Annotated in this window: 21 protein-coding genes and 1 other RNA gene; 20 read left to right on the forward strand and 2 right to left on the reverse strand. The window is 39.5% G+C overall.

From position 1 onward, the window contains the following. The first annotated feature begins 80 nt into the window (after window positions 1-80). Together ACFSTH_RS18265 and ACFSTH_RS18270 are read left to right on the forward strand one after the other, a co-directional pair. Window positions 81-593 (forward strand): YwhD family protein, encoded by a 513-nt coding sequence (locus ACFSTH_RS18265; RefSeq protein WP_377774767.1) that lies wholly within the window; start codon window positions 81-83, stop codon window positions 591-593. 151 nt (window positions 594-744) lie between these two features. Beyond that, entirely contained in the window at window positions 745-1,887 is a 1,143-nt protein-coding gene (locus tag ACFSTH_RS18270) for a hypothetical protein (RefSeq protein WP_377774768.1), read from the forward strand. Between the two features lie 97 nt (window positions 1,888-1,984). On the opposite strand, the gene ACFSTH_RS18275 is transcribed toward ACFSTH_RS18270, so the two are convergent. Beyond that, on the reverse strand, window positions 1,985-4,111 hold the full coding sequence (locus ACFSTH_RS18275; protein ID WP_377774769.1) for a transglycosylase domain-containing protein: 2,127 nt from the start codon (window positions 4,109-4,111) through the stop codon (window positions 1,985-1,987). 181 nt (window positions 4,112-4,292) lie between these two features. On the opposite strand from ACFSTH_RS18275, the gene speE reads away from it, so the two are divergent. From speE to argS, 4 genes are all read left to right on the forward strand, one after another. Then, on the forward strand, window positions 4,293-5,120 hold the full coding sequence (gene speE / locus ACFSTH_RS18280; RefSeq protein WP_377774770.1) for a polyamine aminopropyltransferase: 828 nt from the start codon (window positions 4,293-4,295) through the stop codon (window positions 5,118-5,120). Continuing rightward, window positions 5,121-5,999 (forward strand): agmatinase, encoded by an 879-nt coding sequence (gene speB, locus ACFSTH_RS18285; RefSeq protein WP_377774771.1) that lies wholly within the window; start codon window positions 5,121-5,123, stop codon window positions 5,997-5,999. A 162-nt stretch (window positions 6,000-6,161) separates the two neighbouring features. Beyond that, entirely contained in the window at window positions 6,162-6,641 is a 480-nt protein-coding gene (locus ACFSTH_RS18290; RefSeq protein ID WP_377774772.1) for a DUF1934 domain-containing protein, read from the forward strand. A 13-nt stretch (window positions 6,642-6,654) separates the two neighbouring features. Further along, the gene (gene argS, locus ACFSTH_RS18295; RefSeq protein ID WP_377774792.1) at window positions 6,655-8,325 is read left to right on the forward strand and encodes an arginine--tRNA ligase; all 1,671 of its coding nucleotides are present in this window, start codon (window positions 6,655-6,657) and stop codon (window positions 8,323-8,325) included. A 9-nt stretch (window positions 8,326-8,334) separates the two neighbouring features. Here argS and ACFSTH_RS18300 read toward each other — a convergent pair whose 3' ends face one another. Beyond that, the gene (locus tag ACFSTH_RS18300; RefSeq protein WP_377774773.1) at window positions 8,335-9,504 is read right to left on the reverse strand and encodes a S8 family peptidase; all 1,170 of its coding nucleotides are present in this window, start codon (window positions 9,502-9,504) and stop codon (window positions 8,335-8,337) included. 413 nt (window positions 9,505-9,917) lie between these two features. Between ACFSTH_RS18300 and rpoE the strand changes: the two genes are divergently transcribed. From rpoE to ACFSTH_RS18370, 14 genes are all read left to right on the forward strand, one after another. Further along, on the forward strand, window positions 9,918-10,484 hold the full coding sequence (gene rpoE / locus ACFSTH_RS18305) for a DNA-directed RNA polymerase subunit delta (protein WP_377774774.1): 567 nt from the start codon (window positions 9,918-9,920) through the stop codon (window positions 10,482-10,484). Between the two features lie 238 nt (window positions 10,485-10,722). Beyond that, window positions 10,723-12,324 (forward strand): CTP synthase, encoded by a 1,602-nt coding sequence (locus ACFSTH_RS18310; RefSeq protein ID WP_377774775.1) that lies wholly within the window; start codon window positions 10,723-10,725, stop codon window positions 12,322-12,324. Window positions 12,325-12,491: 167 nt separating this feature from the next. Then, window positions 12,492-12,896, forward strand: a complete 405-nt coding sequence (locus ACFSTH_RS18315; RefSeq protein WP_377774776.1) for a response regulator — start codon at window positions 12,492-12,494, stop codon at window positions 12,894-12,896. 216 nt (window positions 12,897-13,112) lie between these two features. Then, window positions 13,113-13,967, forward strand: coding sequence for a class II fructose-1,6-bisphosphate aldolase (gene fba, locus ACFSTH_RS18320; RefSeq protein WP_377774777.1), 855 nt, complete (start codon window positions 13,113-13,115; stop codon window positions 13,965-13,967). 150 nt (window positions 13,968-14,117) lie between these two features. After that, the gene (locus tag ACFSTH_RS18325; RefSeq protein ID WP_377774778.1) at window positions 14,118-15,395 is read left to right on the forward strand and encodes a UDP-N-acetylglucosamine 1-carboxyvinyltransferase; all 1,278 of its coding nucleotides are present in this window, start codon (window positions 14,118-14,120) and stop codon (window positions 15,393-15,395) included. A 201-nt stretch (window positions 15,396-15,596) separates the two neighbouring features. Next, window positions 15,597-16,946 (forward strand): transcription termination factor Rho, encoded by a 1,350-nt coding sequence (gene rho / locus ACFSTH_RS18330; RefSeq protein ID WP_377774779.1) that lies wholly within the window; start codon window positions 15,597-15,599, stop codon window positions 16,944-16,946. A gap of 14 nt (window positions 16,947-16,960) precedes the next feature. Further along, entirely contained in the window at window positions 16,961-18,223 is a 1,263-nt protein-coding gene (locus ACFSTH_RS18335; protein WP_377774780.1) for a radical SAM protein, read from the forward strand. 110 nt (window positions 18,224-18,333) lie between these two features. Beyond that, window positions 18,334-18,531: a 50S ribosomal protein L31 gene (gene rpmE, locus ACFSTH_RS18340; RefSeq protein WP_377774781.1), complete on the forward strand. Its 198-nt coding sequence runs from the start codon at window positions 18,334-18,336 to the stop codon at window positions 18,529-18,531. 136 nt (window positions 18,532-18,667) lie between these two features. Then, window positions 18,668-18,936: signal recognition particle sRNA large type (gene ffs / locus ACFSTH_RS18345), an RNA gene on the forward strand. Window positions 18,937-19,163: 227 nt separating this feature from the next. Further along, window positions 19,164-21,041, forward strand: coding sequence for a DNA polymerase III subunit gamma/tau (dnaX, locus tag ACFSTH_RS18350; protein ID WP_377774782.1), 1,878 nt, complete (start codon window positions 19,164-19,166; stop codon window positions 21,039-21,041). An 18-nt stretch (window positions 21,042-21,059) separates the two neighbouring features. Continuing rightward, on the forward strand, window positions 21,060-21,371 hold the full coding sequence (locus ACFSTH_RS18355) for a YbaB/EbfC family nucleoid-associated protein (protein ID WP_377774783.1): 312 nt from the start codon (window positions 21,060-21,062) through the stop codon (window positions 21,369-21,371). A gap of 44 nt (window positions 21,372-21,415) precedes the next feature. Beyond that, window positions 21,416-22,015, forward strand: a complete 600-nt coding sequence (gene recR / locus ACFSTH_RS18360; RefSeq protein WP_377774784.1) for a recombination mediator RecR — start codon at window positions 21,416-21,418, stop codon at window positions 22,013-22,015. Window positions 22,016-22,224: 209 nt separating this feature from the next. After that, window positions 22,225-22,500 carry a DUF2508 family protein gene (locus ACFSTH_RS18365; RefSeq protein ID WP_377774785.1) on the forward strand — a complete coding sequence of 92 codons (276 nt, stop codon included), beginning with the start codon at window positions 22,225-22,227 and terminating at the stop codon, window positions 22,498-22,500. Next, complete coding sequence (locus ACFSTH_RS18370; RefSeq protein ID WP_377774786.1) at window positions 22,497-22,760, forward strand: pro-sigmaK processing inhibitor BofA family protein; 264 nt, start codon at window positions 22,497-22,499, stop codon at window positions 22,758-22,760. The genes ACFSTH_RS18365 and ACFSTH_RS18370 overlap by 4 nt, the downstream gene beginning before the upstream one ends. Window positions 22,761-23,056 lie beyond the last annotated feature (296 nt).

Genomic DNA, 23,056 nt, shown 5'->3' on the forward strand with positions numbered 1-23,056 from the left:
CTTCTACAGCATGTATATGTTTGCAATTCCAAAAATATTAGCTAAAATGTAATTATCGTTATGGAAAGGTGTGAAGACCTGTGACAGAAGAACAAAAGCCTGGTGAATTAAAGGTGAAAAAAAATTTGTCACTCAATTTGATTGGTGGCAAACGACATAGAGGTTTCGGTGCTGGCGCTATTGATTTGAGTGATATTGCTTGTATTATTATAGATAACGGTGAAGCGTATATTGATGTTGGTGCACTTCACGGGAAGAGTAAAATTGAAAAAGGTGTTCGGTTTTCTCCTGATAGATCGCTTACGCCTGATGGTCGTCAATGTTGGGTAGTGTGGGTTGCTGTCGAGCGTCATGAAGAGGGTTCTTTTTATGCTGGCGCTACTGCATGTGAAATGTGGATTGACTCACAAGCAATGCGCGGCTGGAAAATACTTGCTGATCATGTCAATAAACTTGACTATGCGATGAAGCGACGCGTTATACTAGATGAGCTTGCTGAGCAAGAAAAAGAAGCGCTGAAAAAATTATTAATGGAACATAATCCACAATGGTGGGAACGATCGACGGATGAATTGAAAGAAGGTTTATCATAAAGTTGTATCTGCATTATATATTAAATAAAATTGCATAATATATGGAAAAAAGTCCCTGCTTTATGAATCGTGTAGAGCAAGGGCTTTTTATATGTACCTTGAGATGTTATAACTGGAAGTGGTAATTATTGAAGTAAGGAGGAATAATCACATGAATAAGAAAGGTTCAATTGCTTTAATATTGTCTGTTATACCAGGTTTAGGTCATGTCTATGCAGGTCATGCTATTCGTTCTATTGTCTATTTATTTTTATTCGGAGGTTCGTTAGGTACAGCTATTTTAGTAGCAATTAGCGGTTTAGCTGATCAACTAGGCGGGCTTATATTTATTGGTGTCATCGTAGCATTGTTTGTTTGGGTTATTAATATGGTTGATATGATTATCGTCATTAGTGGCGATAAGTTTAAAGAAAAGAGCGCAGGTCATCAGTCATCAATGACACAGGCACAAGCAGAATATTCATTCACATCGACACATACGCAGCCATCCTACTCTGCTTCTAATTATAGTGAGCAGAAAGACGAAAAAAATGTCATCATCATGATGTCGATTATTCCAGGTCTAGGACATCTCCAATTAGGGCTGGTACAACGTGGAATGAGCATTCTGTCAACATTCGTTGGTCTATTTATACTGACAGTAACGTTAATGAATATACCAGGCTTGTCATTAGCGTGGTTGCTATTGTTCATACTCCCTGTCTTGTTTATTTTTTCTATTATGGATGTAGTAAGGCAGTTTACAGCAAAAGAACAAGGCAATTTGCCAAGCCAACATTCCATTTTCGTTGATTTGGATCGTTTTTTTACAGCTCATCAAAAGAGCAAGTCATTAGCTGTATTGCTTGCTATTATTCCGGGTGCCGGTCATATTTACATTGGCAAACAACGAAACGGGCTGCAGCTCATCACTATTTTTTTACTACAAGTCTTTTTGCTGTATCAATTTAATTTTAAATTTATTGCTTTTGTTTTACCATTACTTATTTTATTTTCTGTACTGGATATATTACAGTTCGCTACATATGGTTCTGACGAAGAGAAAGAGGAACGATCATTATTGGTGGAGACGACTGCTGCCAAGCGATGGATTGGTGTTGGTATCATTGGTATCGGTGTAGTAGTATTTCTAGACGGTACACTTAGCTTTTTACTTAAAGTAAAACCAGAATGGGTCATGAGATTTGCCAACTACAAATACTATATGTCAGATGTGATTGCTGTTGGTTTAGGAGCGTTTATTTTTATCGCTATCGGATTTCGGCTTTTATTTATTCGCAATGAGCGAAAATAAGGACAATGACAAAAAGCGTGAGAGAAAAGGAAGCAATCGTGTATTCCTTGTCAGCTCACGCTATTTGCTATTTTACGATATACATGTTAGAAGATTTTTAGTTACTCCACCAACGTCTGAAGTCTTCCCACCACGTTCGTTTTTGATCTTTGGTTTGTTGATCGGTCATATTACCATCGTCGTTCGTTTCTTGTAATCCATTAGTGGAGTGATGTTCACATATATCTGATTCAGCCGGTTCTGTCCCATTTAAAAAAAACTCTAGTTGTTTATGAGGGCAATTTTCAGTTGCTCTTTGCCCCGTTACAGTGTCGATATAGACTCCGGTAATTCCAGTTTCTGCTATAGGAAATACTTTTGGCGGAATGGCGGCTAGTGCTTGTTCTGTAAATGTTGCAAAAATAGGAGCTGCTCTTTGTGCTTCTGCTACCGTTAGTTTTCGATCTTTATCGTAACCAACCCAGACAGCGGTTGTCAGCTCTGGCGTATAGCCAACCATCCACGCATCGGTTGCAGTCGTACCGGTCTTTCCAGCTACGGGTCGTTTTATAGTAGATGCCACACGATGTCCAGTTCCACCTGGCTGGAAGACACTTTCCAGCAAATTAGTCATAACATAGGCTTCAGCGGGCGATATGACTTGCTCTGTTTGCCGTTTTGCTTCAAAAATAATATTGCCGTACCGATCTTCCACTCGTAATATAGCCATTGGTTTGTTATATTCACCTGCTGCTGCAAAAACGCCAAAAGCTGCTGCCATTTCCAGCGGGCTGACTGGATATGTACCAAGAGCAAGTGATGGCATAGGTTGTAGCGGGCTCTGTACACCGAGCTGTTGTGCTGTTGCGATTACTTCCTCTGCCCCCACGAGCATCAAAGCATGAACGGCATAGATGTTATCGGAACTGGCTATCGCTTTTCGCAAATTGATATTATCCATCACATATTTGTTGCCGTAATTACGCGGTTCATATGTTTTTCGATCATCGTCATATGTAAAAACGGTTGGTTCGCTTTTGAAATGTGTAGTCGGAGACATTGTTCTATTTTTTAAGGCTGCTAAGTAAACAAAAGGTTTGAAGGTAGAACCGGGCTGCCTAGTATCTGTTAATACTCGATTGAATTGATTGCTAGCGTAGTTACGACCACCGACCATTGCTTTAATATAACCATTACGTGGATCAATGGCAATGAGTGCAGCTTGTTGTTCGGATTGTTCTGGCATTTTTTGTTGAATGCTCTCTTCCGCCGCTGCTTGCATAGCCGAATCGAGCGTAGTGTGCACAATAATACCACCTTCATTAATTAGTTGCTCACTAATACCTAATTGTTCGGTAAGTATCGATTGTACGTAATCAGAGAAGTACTGGGCGTTGTTAGTCTGTGCTTGAGAATGTGCTGGAGCAAATTGCAACACTTCTTGATGTGCTTGATTAGCTTCCATTTCCGTAATTGTCCCTTGCTCTACCATTGCTTGGAGAATAGTGCGCTGTCTGTCTTTAGCAGCTTTCATATTATTGTAGGGAGAATAATATTTTGGTCCTTTCGGAATACCGGCTAATAAAGTACTTTCAGCTAAATTAAGTTGATCAGCTTTTTTACTAAAGTAGAATTGAGCAGCAGCTTCTATCCCATAAGAACCATGCCCATAATATATTTGATTCAAGTACATCGCCAAAATTTCGTCTTTGCTATATTTCATTTCGAGTTGTGTTGTATAGAACGCTTCTTTTAATTTCCGCTGCCATGTTTTTTCATGTGTTAAGTAAAGGTTGCGGGCGAGTTGTTGGGTTAACGTACTAGCCCCTTGTTTCGCAGACATATGCTGTACGTTTACGACTGCGGCTCGAGCGAGTCCTTTCATATCAAAGCCGAAATGATCGTAAAATCGTCGATCTTCAATTGCTAATGTAGCATGAATAACATAAGGGGAAATACTCGATAATGGTACGGAGTAACGAATTTCTCCTTGATGTAATGTGTCGATCACGTTGCCATGCATATCTACGATATGTGACGCTTGACGGATGGAAGCAGCTGGCAAAGCTTGTTTGCTTATATAGTAATAGAAACCTGCTATAATAATAGCTGTCATCAAGAAAGAGACAGTCGTTACTTTAAGCAAGCTGCGGTAGTGAATGATAAGTGGTATTTTACGCCACCAAGCTACTATTCTATCAGTAAATCGTTGTCTTTTTTTACGATTGAACCATTTGAAAATCATCGCTGTCAGCTCCCTTGTTGTGAGCATTCATCTCTTCACTAGTATGGAAAAAAATGCGAGTAACTATTCACTAATCGGGATGACAAATAATTATTTTTGTAATAGGCGAAATAGATGTTTTCATTTAACGAGTAAAATACTATAATACACTTTGAACTATCAACGGAAAGAAGGAATTAAAATGGAAATGTGGTATACAGAAAAACAAACAGATAGCTTCGGCATTACAGCTAAAATAACGAAAACATATGTTAATGAACAAACAGAATTCCAACAATTAGATATGATTGAAACGGAAGAATTTGGCACAATGCTTGTCCTAGATGGCATGGTTATGACAACAGTAAAGGATGAGTTTGTCTATCATGAAATGGTCGCTCATCCTGCTTTATTTACACATCCTAACCCAGAGAACGTATTAGTCGTTGGCGGTGGAGATGGTGGCGTTATTCGTGAAATTATGAAACATGACAAAGTGAAAACAGCAGTATTGGTAGATATCGACGGGAAAGTAATTGAGTATTCCAAAAAATATTTGCCATCTATCGCCTGTGAATTGGAAAATCCTCGTGTTGAAGTGATCGTTAACGATGGATTCATGCACATCCATGAGCATAAAAATACGTATGATGTCATTATGGTCGATTCAACCGAACCAGTAGGTCCTGCTGCTAACTTGTTTACACGTGGATTTTATCAAGGGATTTATGAAGCGTTGAAGGAAGATGGTATATTCGTGGCGCAAACGGACAACCCTTGGTTCAAAGCTGATTTGATCCAAAGCGTAAATCGTGATGTGAAAGAAGTGTTTCCAATCGTTCGTGTATATGGTGCTAACATACCAACCTATCCAAGTGGGCTATGGACATTTACCATGGGGAGCAAAAAGTATGATCCACTAGCAGTGAAAGAAGCGGATATCGCCGAAATCGATACGAAGTACTACAGCCCACGTTTGCATCAAGCTGCTTTCGTATTGCCTAAATTTGTAGAGGATTTGGTAAAGTAAATGAAGAAATTAGATCAGCAATATTCTGGTAATGTCTTTATACTCAGCTCTGAAAATTATGAGCAAGCAAAAGCAGTTATTTATGGTATGCCGATGGATTATACGGTAAGTTTTCGCCCAGGCTCACGTTTCGGCCCGCCACGTATTCGTGAAGTATCGATTGGGTTAGAAGAATATAGCCCGTATTTGGATCGTAGTTTGGAAGATGAAGATGTCTGTTATTTTGATGCTGGCGATTTACTGTTACCTTTTGGTAATGCGGCACGAAGTTTAGAAATTATTGGTGAATATGTAAAAGGATTGCTAGAAGATGACAAGATGCCAGTAGGGCTTGGCGGTGAGCATCTAGTGTCTTGGCCGGTTATTTCGGAAGTGTATAAAAAATATCCGGATTTGGCGATTATTCATTTTGATGCTCATGCAGACTTGCGTGATTCCTATGAAGGAGAACCATTGTCGCATTCTACACCGCTAAAAAAAGCTGCTCAGCTACTTGGTGGTAACAATATTTATCAGTTTGGTATTCGGTCTGGCTCTCGCGAAGAATGGCAATATGCTCGTGAGAACATTAATTTTTTCCCATTTGAAGTATTGGAGCCGCTGAAGCAAGTATTGCCAAGCTTGGCTGGACGTCCCGTATATTTAACTATCGATATTGATGTGTTAGATCCATCAGCAGCACCAGGCACAGGAACGGCAGAAGCGGGTGGTATCACTTCCAAAGAGTTGCTTGGTGCTATCCATGCGATTGCTCGATCTGAAGTGAATATCGTTGGTTGTGATGTGGTAGAAGTGGCACCAGCTTACGACCCAACAGAACAAACACAAATCGTTGCAGCGAAACTCATTCGTGAGATGCTATTAGGTTTTATTAAATAAATATGAAAAACTTGTTTGCCGCCAATGTGAGGACAGACAAGTTTTTTTGTTATGGCAGCTTATGTTATTGTAATTTTTGATAAATATAGATAATTATATTTTGAAATATAGATGTGAGCCCTATATAGTAGTAGAAGAAATATAAATGTAGGAGTCGAAATTATGACGAAGGAAAGTGAAGCAGTTATCGTCACACTGGTTAGTCAGCATGATGGACAATCGACGACATTTCAGTATAAAGGGCAACTATATAACAAACAACGAGCTGTTTATATACGCTATACTGAACAAGAATATGAACAAGGGCAAGAAGAAATTCGGACGCTTATTCGCTATAAACAGGGAGAACTGTCTATCGTTCGCCGAGGTGCGATTCATTCTGAGCAGTTGTTTATCCCAAATATACAAAGTGCGGGTGTTTACCGAGCACAAGCAATAACGATGCAAATCAAGACGAAAACATATAGTCTTGGTTTGGTGCAGGTTGCTCGTGAGCGGCAAGAAAAGCTGGAGCAGACGGACAAACAGATGTTAGAAAGGCCGGAGCTACCTTTTTCGCTAGAGTGGCACTATGATTTGTTAGTAAATGAGCAAGTTACAGGGAAATTTCATATGAAGCTTCATATACGAAAGGATGTTTAAAGCAGTGATCAAAATGAATGTGTTGGAACAGCAGCATGAGCAAGTGAAAAAAGCGATTGTACAAGCAGTATTAGCTGCCGAATTGGTGACAGAAGAACAATTACCGGAAATTGTTTTGGAAGTGCCAAGAGACAAAGCGCATGGTGATTTAGCAACGAATATTGCTATGCAATTAACAAAAATAGCAAAACGAAATCCTCGACAAATTGCAGAGCAACTGATTGAACATATAGACTATGCAGCAGCATCCATACAGTCTGCGGAAATAGCTGGACCGGGGTTTATTAATTTTCGCTTTGACAAAAGTTATTTGCACCCTATCATTAACCAAGTATTGGCAGCCGACAATGATTACGGACGTGTCGAGCTGGGAGCGGGAAAGAAAGTTCAATTGGAATTTGTAAGTGCCAATCCAACTGGTAGCTTACATTTGGGTCATGCTAGAGGAGCGGCAGTAGGAGATGCATTATGTAATGTATTGGACTTTGCTGGTTATGACGTTACTCGAGAGTACTACATTAATGATGCTGGCAAGCAAGTGGAAAATTTAGCGTTATCGTTAGAAGCCCGTTACATGCAACAGTTGGGGAAGACGGCTGAATTACCAGCGGATGGCTACCATGGAGAAGATATTATTCAATTTGCGGCCGAATTAGTGGAGCGTGAAGGGGATCGTTTATTATCACTTTCTTCTGAAGAACGTTTCACCTATTTACGTGAGTTTGGCTTGGAACGAGAGCTAGATAAAATTAAACGGGATTTGGCGCGGTTTCGCGTTCATTTTGATGTATGGTATAGTGAAACTTCGTTGTATGAGAGTGGAAAAGTAGAAGGTGGTCTACATGCACTTAAACAAACCGGTTATGTATATGAAGAAGAAGGAGCCGTTTGGTTAAATACGATGCCATTTGGTGACGACAAAAATCGGGTATTGGTGAAGAATGATGGTTCCTATACTTATTTGACACCGGATATTGCTTATCATCATGATAAATATACTCGGGGCTTTGATGAGTTGATTAACATTTGGGGTGCGGATCATCACGGCTATATTGCACGGGTAAAAGCGGCGATGGCAGCACTTGGTCATGATCCAACACAGTTAACGGTCCTTATTGCCCAGATGGTTAGTTTGTTTCAAAATGGTGAAAAAGTAAAAATGTCCAAACGAACAGGCAAAGCAGTTACGATGGAAGACCTAATGGATGAAGTAGGTGTGGACGCTATTCGTTATTTCTTTACGATGCGGGGAATAGATTCCCACTTAGACTTTGACATGGATTTAGCTATTTCGACATCCAATGAAAATCCTGTTTATTATGTGCAGTATGCTCACTCGCGGATATGTAGTATTTTTCGCCAAGCGTCGGAACAGCAAATAACGTTGGATGTACAGCAAGTCGATTATCGAAAGTTACAAACGGATACCGAATATGATTTGATGCATAAATTGGCAGAGTTCCCGACGGTAATAACAGAAGCGGCGCAAATGCATGCACCGCATCGATTGATCCGTTACGTATACGAGTTATCATCTCAATTCCATAGCTATTATCGTGCAGAGAGAGTTATTACGGAAGATGTCGATTTAACTATAGCCCGGTTAGCCTTGCTAAAAGCGATTAAAATTACGATTGCCAATGTATTGCGGTTGATTGGAGTTTCTGCGCCTGAGAAAATGTAATTGGTTATACTATTTATGACTAGATCGGGCGATCTGTAACATTCTTGTTATATCAAGCTCGCCAATGGCTCGTTGCGTTTTGTAGTTTTTTAGCGGTTGGATAGAACGCTTTACGATGGTTTTGATTTGTGATGGGGATAAATTAGGATAGAGAGCAAGCAACAAGGCGATGGCACCACTGACGTGTGAAGTTGCCATCGATGTACCGCTCATTTCATGATAACTATTTTGTGGCCAGAGTGATGTTATTTTGTCGCCAGGTGCAAAAATATCAATAGAATTGCTTCGATTACTGAACGGCGCCACTTTTCTTAGTTTCGATGTAGCCCCCACAGCAATCGTTTGTGTATAGCGTGCGGGATAATCGATTGTACTGCGCTTACCGTCATTACCAGAAGAAGCTACGATAATAATGCCGGATTGATAAGCAGCTGTGACAGCATCTAACAGAGCTTTGTTTCTTTTCTTCATACCAAAGCTCATATTGATGATATCCATGCGGTTTTGCACACACCATTCAATAGCTAATATAATATCAGAGACAAAAGCACTACCAAATTCATCAAATGCTTTGACAGGAGCGATAAGTGCACCAGGTGCAACACCTGTCATCCCATGATATTTATTACTTGCTGCTATAATGCCAGCGATGTGAGTGCCATGCCCATTGTCATCTACTGGTGGACGAAGCGGATATACTAAATTTACGCCATGAATTAGTGTGTGGCGTAAATCAGGATGATTGAAGTCAACACCGGTATCAACGACACCGATTTTAATTTGTTGCCCGATCGTTTTTTTCCATGCTTGCGGTGCTTTAACATGTTTTATTCCCCAGGAAAAAGCTTTTTCATTAGAACGTGTCGTGGCAGAAGGAGCAGCTGAACGAACTGCATTGGCATCGATTGTTACTGGATTATCTGTTTCTAATGTAATAAATGGAGAAAAAAGAGCTAAAGAAGTATAATCAGATAGGAAACAAGCTAGACTGTGAATAGAAGATAGTGGCTTTATATGGACATGCTCGTTAGGTAATTGTCGCTGCTCGGACCAAAGCTCCATAAATTTCAGGAAATGTTCTTGTTGGCGAAATCGGATAAATCGTGCTTGGCATGTGGAAGTTATTACCGATTCGGCCACCGCTTCCTGTAGTGAGTCAATAAATGCAGCGATATTCAATTATAATTTCCCTCCTTATTATGCAGTAGTGAAATATTGTATGAAGGGATGGAGAGCATCGTATACGCCACATGCCTTATTATTGCAAATTAGGCGGTCAGCCGTGTCAAACGCTTCAGTGGCACATACTATAGATGAAGAGTGATTATCTCCACTCTAAACCCGATTAACTAGGGTAGGTACTGAAAAGTCGGGTGGATACAGTCAAAAGCGAAGGAGCTATCCTTCGCTTTATCGTTGCAACATATGATGTCGTAATTTGTACATAAGTGGAGGGAAAATACAGACATATTAGGCGATGATAAAAGTTGCTATGCTCTGTTACTTGATTTTTTGTATGAAATAGGTTTTACTATACTTTGACTAATGATTAATCGGTTTACTATTTGATTTGCAAGAGAGGATGTGTCGATATGAGCGGCAGTACTATTTCGCTTAAACTTGATCCTGAGCGTATTAAAGAAATGCCTATGGTGGATTTAGCTTATGAGGTTTTGAAAACAGTCAATACACCTTACTATTATCGCGACCTGATGATGGAAATTGCTAAGATCCGCGGATTGTCTGAAGCAGGAATTAAACAATTTATTGCACAGGTTTATACGGAAATAAATATTGACGGTCGGTTTGCTTGTATTGGTAGCAACATGTGGGGATTGAAGCGCTGGTATCCAGTGGAACGTTCGGAAGATCCTGTTGGTAATGCGAAGCGTACAAGAATTATTAATGATGACGATGATATGGAAGACGAAGATATATTTGATGAAGATTTCACTGCACCAGATGGTTTTGATGAATTAGATGGTGAAGTGGAAGAAGAAGAGTATGAAGCAACTGATGAAGAAGCAGAAGATGAAGTGGACATCGAAGATGATATAGAGGAAGACATTGACGAAGAATTAGAAGACGATGAAGAGCTAGAAGATGAAGACGAAGACGAAGAGAACGATGATTATGAAGAAGATGAAGACAAAATTTAACGTTAAATTTTCGTTCGCTCTGTAACAGAAAAAGTGGTGTTACTTTTCCTTGACAGGCAGTAGAGAAGAAGAGTAAACTATTGCATGGGCTTTAGATTTTAATAGGAAATAACACACAACAATGTGATAAGAAAAGTGCCCCCGTAGTAAAAATGCGGGTGTCACTTTTTTTGTTTGGATATTTGGATATTTGAACATAGAATCAGACAACGACTATATCATGGAGGGTAATAGAACAGTGACCAAATATATATTTGTAACGGGCGGAGTAGTTTCTTCTCTAGGTAAAGGAATTGTAGCAGCTTCATTAGGGCGTTTATTGAAAAATAGAGGTTTGAAGGTGACAATTCAAAAGTTTGATCCATATTTGAATGTGGATCCGGGCACGATGAGCCCTTATCAGCACGGTGAAGTATTTGTAACGGATGATGGAGCAGAAACAGATTTAGATTTAGGTCACTATGAGCGGTTTGTAGATATTAATTTATCGAAAAGTAGCACAGTAACGACTGGAAAAGTTTATTCTCATGTGATTACAAAAGAGCGCCGTGGCGATTATTTGGGTGGTACTGTTCAAGTTATACCGCATATTACGAATGAAATAAAAGAAAGAGTATTTCGTGCGGGTAGAGAAGCTGGTTCCGATGTTGTTATAACAGAAATTGGTGGTACAGTTGGTGACATAGAGAGCTTACCTTTTTTGGAAGCTATTAGACAAATTAAAAGTGATATCGGTCGCGATAACGTGATGTATATCCATGTTACATTAATTCCATACCTTAAAGCAGCAGGTGAAGTGAAAACAAAGCCTACGCAGCATAGTGTAAAAGAATTGCGTTCTATTGGTATTCAACCGAATGTCATTGTTTGTCGAACAGAACATCCTCTTGCAGAAGATTTAAAGAAGAAAATAGGACTATTTTGTGATATCGATGAAAAAGCGGTAGTTGAATGTCGTGATGCAAGTACGTTATATGAAATACCATTGATGCTACGTGATGAAGGGTTGGACGAGCTAGCTGTCAATCATTTGAAGTTACTAGCAGGTCCTGCTGATATGACGGAGTGGGAAGCGATGGTAGAACGTGTAAAGACACCACATCGTACTATCGAAGTTGCTATCGTTGGTAAATATGTTGAATTGCATGATGCTTACTTGAGTATTGTGGAATCGTTGGGTCATGCTGGAATAGCTACAGATGCAGAAGTTTTGATTCGTTGGATTAATGCTGAACAATTGAACGAAGGTAATATAAAGGAACAATTGGATGGCATTCACGGTATCCTTGTGCCGGGCGGTTTTGGAGATCGTGGTATTGAAGGTAAAGTGTTAGCTGTACAGTATGCTCGCGAAAACAAAATTCCGTTTTTCGGTATTTGTTTAGGTATGCAAATGGCTGTTATTGAGTTTGCGCGTAATGTGGCGGGCTTAAAAGCTGCTAACAGTTCAGAAATTGATGCTAATACTAATTACCCTGTCATTGATCTATTGCCAGATCAAAAAGATATAGAACATTTGGGTGGCACGATGCGCCTTGGTCTATATCCGTGTAAAATAGCTGAAAACTCTATCGCAGAGCAGGAATATAATGATGAGCTAATTTATGAACGTCATCGTCATCGGTATGAATTTAATAATGCGTATCGTGAAAGATTAGAAGCGGCGGGATTGATTATATCAGGTGTTTCTCCAGATGGTAAATTAGTTGAAATTGTGGAACTAAAAGATCATCCGTGGTTTTTGGCGGTACAATTTCATCCAGAGTTCACTTCCAGACCTAATCGTCCACAGCCTTTATTTAAAGGTTTTGTGCAGGCAGCAATTACTCATTCTCTATAAAAGCAATTTATATTGTGAAAATTTTTGCCAAAAAAAATATTTTTTTAAGTTTGCAGCAGGTATTTATAGGAAGTAGAGCGAATACAATACCAGATAAATGAAGCCAATAATAAGGGACAATTTTGTGGAAAACTTGTTTGGCTAATTTGTAGGGGGTGTTGCAAGCTTTGGAAAAGAATAAAGTATTGATTGTTGACGATCAAAACGGCATTCGTGTGTTACTGGCCGAAGTTTTTAACAATGAGAATTATGAAACTTTTCAAGCAGCTAATGGAAAAGCAGCGCTAGAAATTGTGAAGCGAGATTCGCCTGACTTGGTTTTACTGGATATGAAAATTCCAGGTATGGATGGATTTGAAATTTTGAGCCATATTAAAGCGATAGACCCACAAATTAAAGTTATTATGATGACTGCTTATGGAGAGCTCGATTTGTTAGATAAAGCTATGAAAGCAGGAGCACTTTCTTCGTTTACTAAACCATTTGATATCGATGATTTACGTAAAGAGGTTAATCAGCAACTACGTGGAGATTTTTCAACTGAAAATAAATATGCAAAACAATCTTCCTAACCAAAATCCGGTAACTGATCAATAGATCAGCGCCGGATTTTTATTAATTCCCCAGTAATCCTACCTATTTCTACAATATATAACTCGTTCTATTGCTGTCCACAATTACGAAAAACAAGCTTTACTAAAACTGCCCCTAATATGGTATAATAACTCAGAATGACAAGTCGGAACGGGCTTGAGCTAGAATGTTAACTAATAGGAGGAATTTTTACTATGCCATTAGTATCGATGAATGATTTTTTACCAAGGGCTAAAGATAATAAATTTGCAGTAGGACAATTTAACATGAACAACTTGGAGTTTGCGCAAGCGACTGTTGAAGCGGCAATTGCTGAAAACTCTCCTTTTATCTACGGAGTTAGCGAAGGCGCGCTTCGTTATATGGGAATCGAATTTACAGTTGCAATGGCAAAAGCAGCAGCTGAAAAATCCGGTTTGCCGATAGCACTACATTTGGACCACGGAAGCAGCTTTGAAGTAGCAATGCAATGTATCCGTGCTGGTTTCAGCTCTGTTATGTTTGATGGTTCACATTATGGTTTAGAGGAAAACATCGCTCTTACTAAAGAAGTAGTTCGTGCTGCTCGTGCAATGGGTGTATCTGTTGAAGGAGAGCTTGGAACTATCGGTGGTGTAGAGGATGATCTTAGCGTAGACGAAGCAGATGCTACACTTGCTAACCCAGAAGAAGCCATTCGTTTCTATGAAGAAACGCAAGTAGACTGTGTAGCTATCGCAGTTGGTACAGCTCATGGTATGTACAAAGGTGAGCCGAAAATTCACTATGATATTATCGAAAAAGTAGCTAGTGCTATTCCTGTTCCAGTTGTATTACACGGTGGATCTGGCGTGCCAGACGAAGCTATTCGCAAAGCTATTCTAGCTGGCGTTGGTAAAATCAACGTAAATACAGAAAACCAAGTAGCTTGTACGAACGCTATCCGTGAAGTGCTTAATGCTAAAGCAGATGTTATTGATCCGCGTAAGTATATGACACCAGCACGAGATGCAATGGTACAAGTTATTCGTGAGAAAATGCGCTTGTTCGGTAGCAGCAACCAAGCGTAATTAATAAAGTAAAAAGACTAAACCGCCGCAGCTAGATCATAGTTTTGAACTACAGACTTTGGAAGGGCAGATTGTTTCTGCTCACTAGGTAGTCTGGTCAGGCTAAGGCGGTTTTTCTTTTAACTGAATGTACGGGAGGTTGCCACCGATATGGAGAAATTAATGATAAGAGGCGGGAAGCCACTTAACGGTGTTGTGCAAATAAGCGGTGCCAAAAATAGTGCAGTTGCATTAATTCCTGCAGCTATATTGTCAGATTCAGAAGTTATTCTGGATAATTTACCAAATATTAGTGATGTAGAAGTTTATAGTGAAATTTTAGAAGAGTTTGGAGCTACAGTCGTGCGGAAGCAAGATCAAATGCGAATTGATGCTTCTCAATTGCGATCTGTTGCTATGCCTAATGGAAAAGTGAAATTGTTGCGAGCTTCTTATTATTTGATGGGAGCATTACTTGGACGATTTGGAGAGGCTACTATTGGTATGCCTGGTGGATGTAATTTTGAACCACGACCAATCGACCAGCATATGAAAGGTTTTGAAGCGCTAGGAGCCGAAATAATTAATGACCATGGGTCTATAAAAATTATAGCAAAACAACTCGTTGGTGCAAAAATATATTTAGATGTAGCTAGTGTTGGTGCAACTATTAACATTATGTTGGCTGCTACTAGAGCAAAAGGTTCAACTATTATTGAAAATGCGGCGAAAGAGCCTGAAATTATAGATGTTGCTACGTTGCTTTGTGCAATGGGAGCAGTTATTAAAGGTGCAGGGACAGAAACAATTCGAATTGAAGGTGTACAGCATCTCCATGGATGTCGTCATTCTATTATTCCTGATAGAATTCAAGCCGGTACGTATATGATCGCTGCCGCAGCAACGCGTGGTGATGTTACTATTGATAACGTTATCCCGAAACATTTGGAAGCTATTACGGCAAAGCTAGAAGAAATGGGAGTCGAAGTTATCGAGCAAGATGAATCGATTAGAGTGATAGGGAAGAAACGATATGAACCTATCGATCTAAAGGCGCTTGTATATCCAGGGTTTGCTACTGATTTGCAATCTCCGATGACGACACTACTTACGCAAGCAGAAGGTGTTAGTATTCTTACTGACTACGTATACGGTACACGGTTTAAACATGTGCCGGAATTGTTACGCATGGGTGCGAATATTCGTATTGAAGGTCGATCGGCAATTATTGAAGGAAAAAAATTAAATGCTGCTAAAGTTCGAGCTACCGATTTGCGAGCTGGTGCTGCTTTAGTAATTGCGGCGTTAATTGCTGGCGATGATGTAACAGAAATTAGCGGTGTTGAATATATAGATCGTGGTTATGATGATTTGGAAAAAAATTTACGACGACTTGGCGCTAATGTATGGCGAGAACATATCGTTGACGAATTAGCAGAAACTTGTTAATTAAATACCTGCTTTTGTATACTAACAATAGATTAGTCATAAAGCATTCCTCATGTGAATATAGAATAGATACTAGAATAATTGGCTATGCTAGACATTTAAATAGTATAATGTTATTTTATAGCGTGAGCTAGAATAATTCTCCTATATATTGAAAATTTAACAAAGTAATTATTAAACTTAAAATAAAGTGGTGAGACTATGTCGGATCTTCAGATTGCTGATCTGGAAGAACTTAAACTGACAGACTTGTATAAACTTGCGAAACAATATCAAATTGCCTATTACGGTACACTAAAGAAAAAAGAGTTAATTTTTGCGATTTTACGTGCTCAAGCCGAAAAAAGTGGTCTAATGTTTATGGAAGGAGTGCTAGATGTACTCTCCGAAGGATTTGGCTTTTTGAGACCAATTAACTATTTGCCGAGTAAGGAAGATATTTATATATCTGCCTCACAAATACGGCGATTCGATCTTAGAAGTGGTGATTTGGTTTCAGGAAAATGTCGTCCTCCGAAAGAAAATGAACGTTATTTTGGATTGCTGCAAGTAAATGCGGTGAATGGTGAAAATCCTGAAACTGCCTCAGAACGTCTTCATTTCCCCGCCCTTACTCCGATTTATCCGGAGGAAAAGCTGGTATTAGAAACATCACAAAACAAACTTTCCACTCGTATTATGGATTTACTTGCACCAGTAGGATTAGGACAACGTGGATTAATTGTAGCTCCTCCCAAAGCAGGAAAAACACTATTATTGAAAGAAATTGCTAATAGTATTTCTCAAAACCATCCAGAAATAGAATTATTTGTTTTGTTAATTGATGAGCGTCCCGAAGAAGTAACTGATATGCAACGTTCCGTAAAAGGTGAAGTGGTTGCTTCCACATTTGATGAGTTGCCTGAAAATCATATAAAAGTAGCGGAATTAGTACTAGAGCGTGCATTACGATTAGTAGAGCACAAAAAAAATGTCGTTATATTAATGGATTCTATTACACGTTTGGCTAGAGCTTACAATTTGGTCATTCCTCCTTCCGGTCGTACATTGAGCGGTGGTATTGATCCGGCAGCATTTCATCGTCCAAAACGTTTCTTTGGTTCTGCGCGTAATGTAGAAGAGGGCGGAAGTTTAACTATCCTTGCTACTGCTTTAGTAGAAACCGGTTCAAGAATGGATGACATTATCTATGAAGAATTTAAAGGTACGGGTAATATGGAGCTTCACTTAGATAGAAAACTAGCGGAACGCCGTATATTCCCTGCTTTAGATATGCGTAGATCTGGTACTCGTCGTGAAGAAATGTTGTTAACGAAAGAAGAGTTGGATAAAGTGTGGGCGATTCGTCGTAGCTTAACAGAAACGCCGGAGTTTATAGATAACTTCTTGAAAAAAATTCGAGATACAGAAAATAATGAGCAGTTTTTAATGTCGCTAGATACTGCTGATGGAAAGCAAGATAAAGTATCTAGAAGTAACAGTACTACTACTTCGTCTGCCTCATCTGCACCTACTCGTCGTACCATTACTAGAACTACACATAGCTCGTAAGAAAGGTGAAAAAAATGAAGCTAGTTTATGCTGATGAACAGGGGAATGTGTTCGATCATCCTGCATATACAGCACTAGGTAGAAGTGGTGACAGTATTGTAGAATTGTTACCTGGGGAATTAATTCCTATGCCAGAAGGTGCTACACTCGTCAGTTTGCCGTTTACAAAACCAATCGGTATATCTGATCGAACGGAACAAATGGAGTCATTGCCAAATCAGTTGCAAGCTGTCGGAGCATTACTTCCTCAAGGCTACACTCGCCTGTACTTACCAGCATATGTAAAGACAGATTCGAATGAAAGACTTCCTCTCTTTGGTTACACTGCTGTCGTATGGAAAGATGATCAATTTTATGTAGCTGCTGAGCGCTGTGATGATCCGGAGCGATGGGACCCTCTAAACTGTGATCGAAATGAACTTGCAGTTCAAGTGGATAATATATTGCAAAAATATCCGGATAATAGACTATATAAACATTTGTCTCATTGCGCATTGGAATATGAATGCCTCACTTCTTCGAATACTTTCTTACAACGCTGGGAAGGTGCTGTACCAGTCTCGTATTCTTGCAATGCTGGCTGTTTTGGGTGTATATCAGAGCAACCAGATGATAGTGGATTTGTAGCTCCGCAAACACGGATGAATTTTAAACCAACGGCAGATGAAGTAACCGAAATTATGCTGGAGCATTTACGGACACCGGAGTCGATTATTAGTTTTGGACAAGGGTGTGAAGGAGAGCCGTCTACGCAAGTGAAAATTATTGTAGAGGCGATGCAAAGGGTAAGACAACAAACTTCATTAGGGTATATTAATATTAATACCAATGCTGGGCTGACAGATTTTATTCGTGCTATTGTAGATGCTGGACTTGATTTGATGCGTGTTAGTACGATTAGTGCGTTGGACGATCATTATAATGCCTATTATAAACCGCGTGGCTACACGCTCAAAAATGTAGAAAAGTCTTTGCGTTATGCTGCTGATCAAGGGGTATATACATCGATTAACTATCTTATTTTTCCGGGAGTAACAGATCGAGAAGAAGAAATAGAAGCGATGCTATCTTTTGCTAAACGCACGGATCTTAAACTTATTCAGATGAGAAACTTGAATATTGATCCTGAAAGTTATTTACAGCTTATTCCTAAGGCTCAAGGGGAAATATATAGTATGCAACAAATGCTACAAATATTTCGTTCGGAACTACCACATGTTAAAATTGGTTCTTTTACACATGTGCCTCCGACAAAGCGAAGTACAATTATTAATTAGCAGACAAATATTTGCGATTGCACTCAAGCGGATATACATGCTATAATCCGTCTATGTGTTATTTTAACTCTGGGCTCGCTAGTGGCTCAGGGCAGAAAGAGGTGAACGAGATGAAGCAAGGAATTCATCCAACATACCACGTAGTTCAGGCTACTTGCTCTTGCGGAAATGCATTCGAAACAGGTTCCATTAAACAGAACATTCGTGTAGAGGTTTGTTCCGCATGTCACCCATTCTATACGGGTAAGCAAAAATTCCTGGATGCAGGTGGACGTGTAGACCGTTTCAAAAAGAAATACGGTATCTAATACGTACATTATTGTATCGTTTTCAAAAACAAAAACCTTTTCCGACTACGGGTGTAGATTGGAGAAGGTTTTATTGTTTTTTTGTGGTTTAAGGAAAGGTTGCGCTTTGAATCAATATGTAATATACTTGTCTATGCCGTACTAGATGGGGAGGTAGCGGTGCCCTATAACTCGCAATCCGCTATAGCGAGGTTGAATTCCCGTTCTAGGTTATGTTGATGTAGGGTCTGGACGCTTGAAAACAGTGTTGAGAGTCGGGTCCTTCGCAATGAATGCTTGTGAATCTGGTCAGGTCCGGAAGGAAGCAGCCATAAGCAAGTTAATTTATGTGCCGAAGGAGCGCCTGATTTGAGCTGATTTTTGAGAATGTCGCTTGGATCACATTTATCGAAGACGGGTGTACGGTATTAACTTTATTTATAATAGCATGGCTACGTGATTGTTTTTGATCATTTTGTATTGAATATATCGTATTCGATGCCTGCAATAGTCGATCAGGACTGTTGTGGGCTTTTTGTATTTTTAGGGCAGACGTTTTGCTGGCATGTAACTTGTAGTATAATAAAACCTAGTTCGTATTATAAAATATAGAAGTATGTTCTTAGTCGCTATTCATGAAAGGATAGATACACGTGTCGCATATTGCATTATATCGTGCTTGGCGTCCACAGACGTTCCAAGATATGGTAGGTCAACAACATATTGTACAGACGTTGCAAAATGCTATTCGAGAGCAACGAGTATCACATGCATATTTGTTTAGCGGACCACGCGGTACTGGTAAGACAACTGCTGCTAAAGTTTTAGCTAAAGCGGTTAACTGCACACAAGGACCAGCTGGTAGTTTTGTGGAGCCTTGCAATCACTGCGCAGCTTGTGAAGGAATTACAAGTGGAACAATTATGGATGTTGTCGAGATCGATGCTGCCTCTAACCGCGGGATAGATGAAATTAGAGAAATACGTGATAAAGTACGCTATGCCCCATCGGAAGTACGTATGAAAGTGTACATTATTGATGAAGTGCATATGCTAACTACAGAAGCTTTTAATGCGTTATTAAAAACATTAGAAGAGCCACCAGGTCATGTTATTTTTATATTGGCTACAACAGAACCACATCGATTACCTGCAACTATCGTTTCAAGGTGCCAGCGATTCGACTTCCGACAAGTATCACTAGAAGAGCAAACAGCTCGACTTCTGCACATTTGTACGACAGAAGGAATTCAAGCTGAACCATCTGCGATTGCTTACATCGCCAGGCTTTCAGAAGGTGGAATGCGTGATGCAATCAGTTTGTTAGAGCAAACGGCTGCTTTCGCTGGAGGTAATATTACACTAGATATGGCGGTGGACGTTACAGGTGGTATAGCTGCGGAACAGTTTTATCAATTGGCGCAAGCGATACAGGAAAGAAATGCTGCAGTCGTGCTTACTTTAGTAGAAGGCTTGATGCAAGCTGGCAAAAGTGCAGACAAATGTATGGAAAATCTTGTTTATTATTTTCGGGATTTACTTGTTATTAAGCTCTCTACTATTCATCAAACAGCAACTACCTCTTCTGAACCATCGAATACAGTTATCAAATCAACTACGACGGTTACAGATCGCATCGTAGATGTAGAACAGTTTCAGCAAATGGCTAATGCATTTAGTAATGCGCAATTGTTTACGATGATTGATGTTTTGAATGCGTATCAGCTTGAATTAAAATATGCTACTTCACCACAAACGATGTTTGAAGTGGCTATGTTGAAATTGTGTACTTTGGATCAAACAGAAGCTAGTAATTATGATGGAGATAGTAAGCGAACATCGGCAACGGGTTCACACTCGCATAATAATGCGGAAGTCGGAACTGCGGAGATAACTATACTACGCAAACAATTGGCAGCATTAGAAGATAAAGTGAAGCAGTTAGAGCAAGCAAATGCTGGAACAAATTCATTGGCAACAGGAGTAGGAGCATCTAATAAGAAATCAACGATTGCTAATAATGTACGCGGTGGTTTTGGTGCTGGAGTAGCTTCCATAAGAACGAAAGTAAAACTCGATCCATATGTTGCCGTTCATAATCAAACAGAAACAGTAGATGCTCGCATGAAATGGAATGACTTGTTACAGCGTGTACGAGATGAAAAGGTAACATTGCATGCATGGTTGAAGGATGGAGAACTGGCAGCAGTAGCTGAAGGTGATTTAGTTGTTGCATTTAAAAACGACATCCACAGGGAAACGACAGAGAAGCCAGATCATCGAGTAATTATTGAACGAGTAGCCGAACAAGTGTTAAAAAAGCCTTTCCGTTTGGTAACTGTTATGCAAAGAGAGTGGCAAGCGGCTTTAGAGGCAGGAAATCACGCACCAGTTGACGAAGTATTTGAGTTAGAGCCAGAACCATTATCGAAAGAAACGATCAAAGAGCTATCGCCACAACAACCGGAATGGGTATCAGAAGCGGTAAAGTTGTTCGGTGAAGATTTGGTTGTCATAAAAGATGATGAATAATTTAATGAGGTGACTATAATGAATAATATGAATCAAATGATGAAACAAGTGAAGAAAATGCAAGAGCAAATGCTAAAGGCGCAAGAGGAGCTAGAACAAAAGACGGTTGAAGGATCAGCTGGTGGTGGCGTAGTTACAGTAGCTGCTAACGGTCATAAGAAAATAATTAGTATCGTTATTGATCCAGAAGCAGTTGATCCAGAAGATGTAGAAATGTTGCAGGACCTTGTGTTGACTGCTGTTAATGATGCACTTTCCAAAGTGGATGAAATAGCTAATCAAGATATGGGCAAGTTTACTGGCGGGATGAAAATACCAGGATTATTTTAATTTGGTGTGATGAGTGACGCAGTGCTGAGAGGAGCTGTACATTTTTGTATTATCCAGAACCGATAGCTAAGCTCATTGATTCTTTTACACGATTGCCCGGTATTGGACCGAAAACGGCAGCCCGTTTGGCTTTTCACGTATTACGAATGGAAGAAGACAACGTGATTGATTTTGCAAAAGCGCTTGTAAGTGTAAAACGGAATTTGTTTTATTGTTCTATATGTTGCAATATTACCGATACTGATCCATGCTCTATTTGTCAGGATAAATCCCGTAACGAAACCGTTATTTGTGTCGTGCAGGAGACGAAAGACTTGGTTGCTTTGGAGCGAATGAAAGAATTTAATGGTTACTATCATGTATTGCAGGGAGCAATTTCTCCGATGGAGGGAATTGGTCCAGATCAAATAAAAATAGCCGAGTTACTACGTCGTCTTGGTGACGATACAGTAAAGGAGCTTATCCTTGCTACTAATCCTAATATTGAGGGAGAAGCAACAGCGATGTATCTCTCTCGGTTAATTAAGCCATTTGGAATCCGTGTAACGAGAATTGCCCATGGTTTGCCTGTTGGAGGCGACTTGGAATATGCGGACGAAGTGACACTTTCGAAAGCGTTGGAAGGTCGAAGAGAACTAGATTGATACTAATCGTTAATAAAGAAAGTTAATAATGGATAGCAATTTTTCAAATAACCTGTTCATCGGATAAAGTCGGTTTATGACGACTGTCCGAATGGGCAGGTTATTTTTGTTTATTTTGCGTTCTACCCTAACACATTTAGTTCTAAAATGCACAGACAAGCTATAGAAATAATAGAGATTACATTTCGATTAGTTTGTGGAGGGGATTAATGATGGGTCAAGCGGAAAAAGAAATAACATACCATACTGTAGAACAATTGCGAGAAGATATTGATCAAGCGGTGCGAGAATGGGAAGCGGCAAGAAGAATGTTTCATTATGCACGTGGAGAAGAGGAAGTCGACTATGCGATCTATACGTTAATTTCATGTGAGAAAAGATATAGTATGCTATTGCGTAAAGCGAAGCAATTAAATTTGAATTGGCAACAAGCAGAACTAGATATTAAATATAGTAATTATAGTAATGGAGGTTTGGAACAATGAAACTTATTTGGACTATCTTATTAGTTGCTTCATTAGTAGCGCTATTATTTTTATGGATAAAGCATAAATTGTCTTGGTCTTGGTTTTGGAAACTTTCATTGCAAGTTGTTGTTGCAGCTGTAGCTATTTACATTATTAACGTATGGCAAGTCATTCCCCAAATTACAATTCCGATTAACCCAGTTACTATCGTTACCCTTGTTGTACTTGGTATTCCTGGAGCAATGCTATTAGCGGGCTTACAATTGTTTATTGTTTAATCTTTTATGTTGTAGGTAGTTGACGAATAAGAGCAGCTGTGATAAATTAAATGTCGGCCTATTAATGAGAGAAACTTTTAAAAAAGAATTTTAAAAAAAGACTTGCATTAATCTAGGCAGCTGTGATATATTATATAAGTCGCCGCTGAGACGCGGTGCACAACAAGAGAAACAACAACAAACAAAATGAAACAATGATTTGTTCTTTGAAAACTGAACAACGAGTGAAGTAATACAAAGCAAGTCAGCAAGAAATGAGCTACAAACTTTTATTGGAGAGTTTGATCCTGGCTCAG

This window comes from Paenibacillus yanchengensis (genome assembly GCF_042684845.1).
GTDB lineage: Bacteria > Bacillota > Bacilli > Paenibacillales > Paenibacillaceae > Pristimantibacillus > Pristimantibacillus yanchengensis.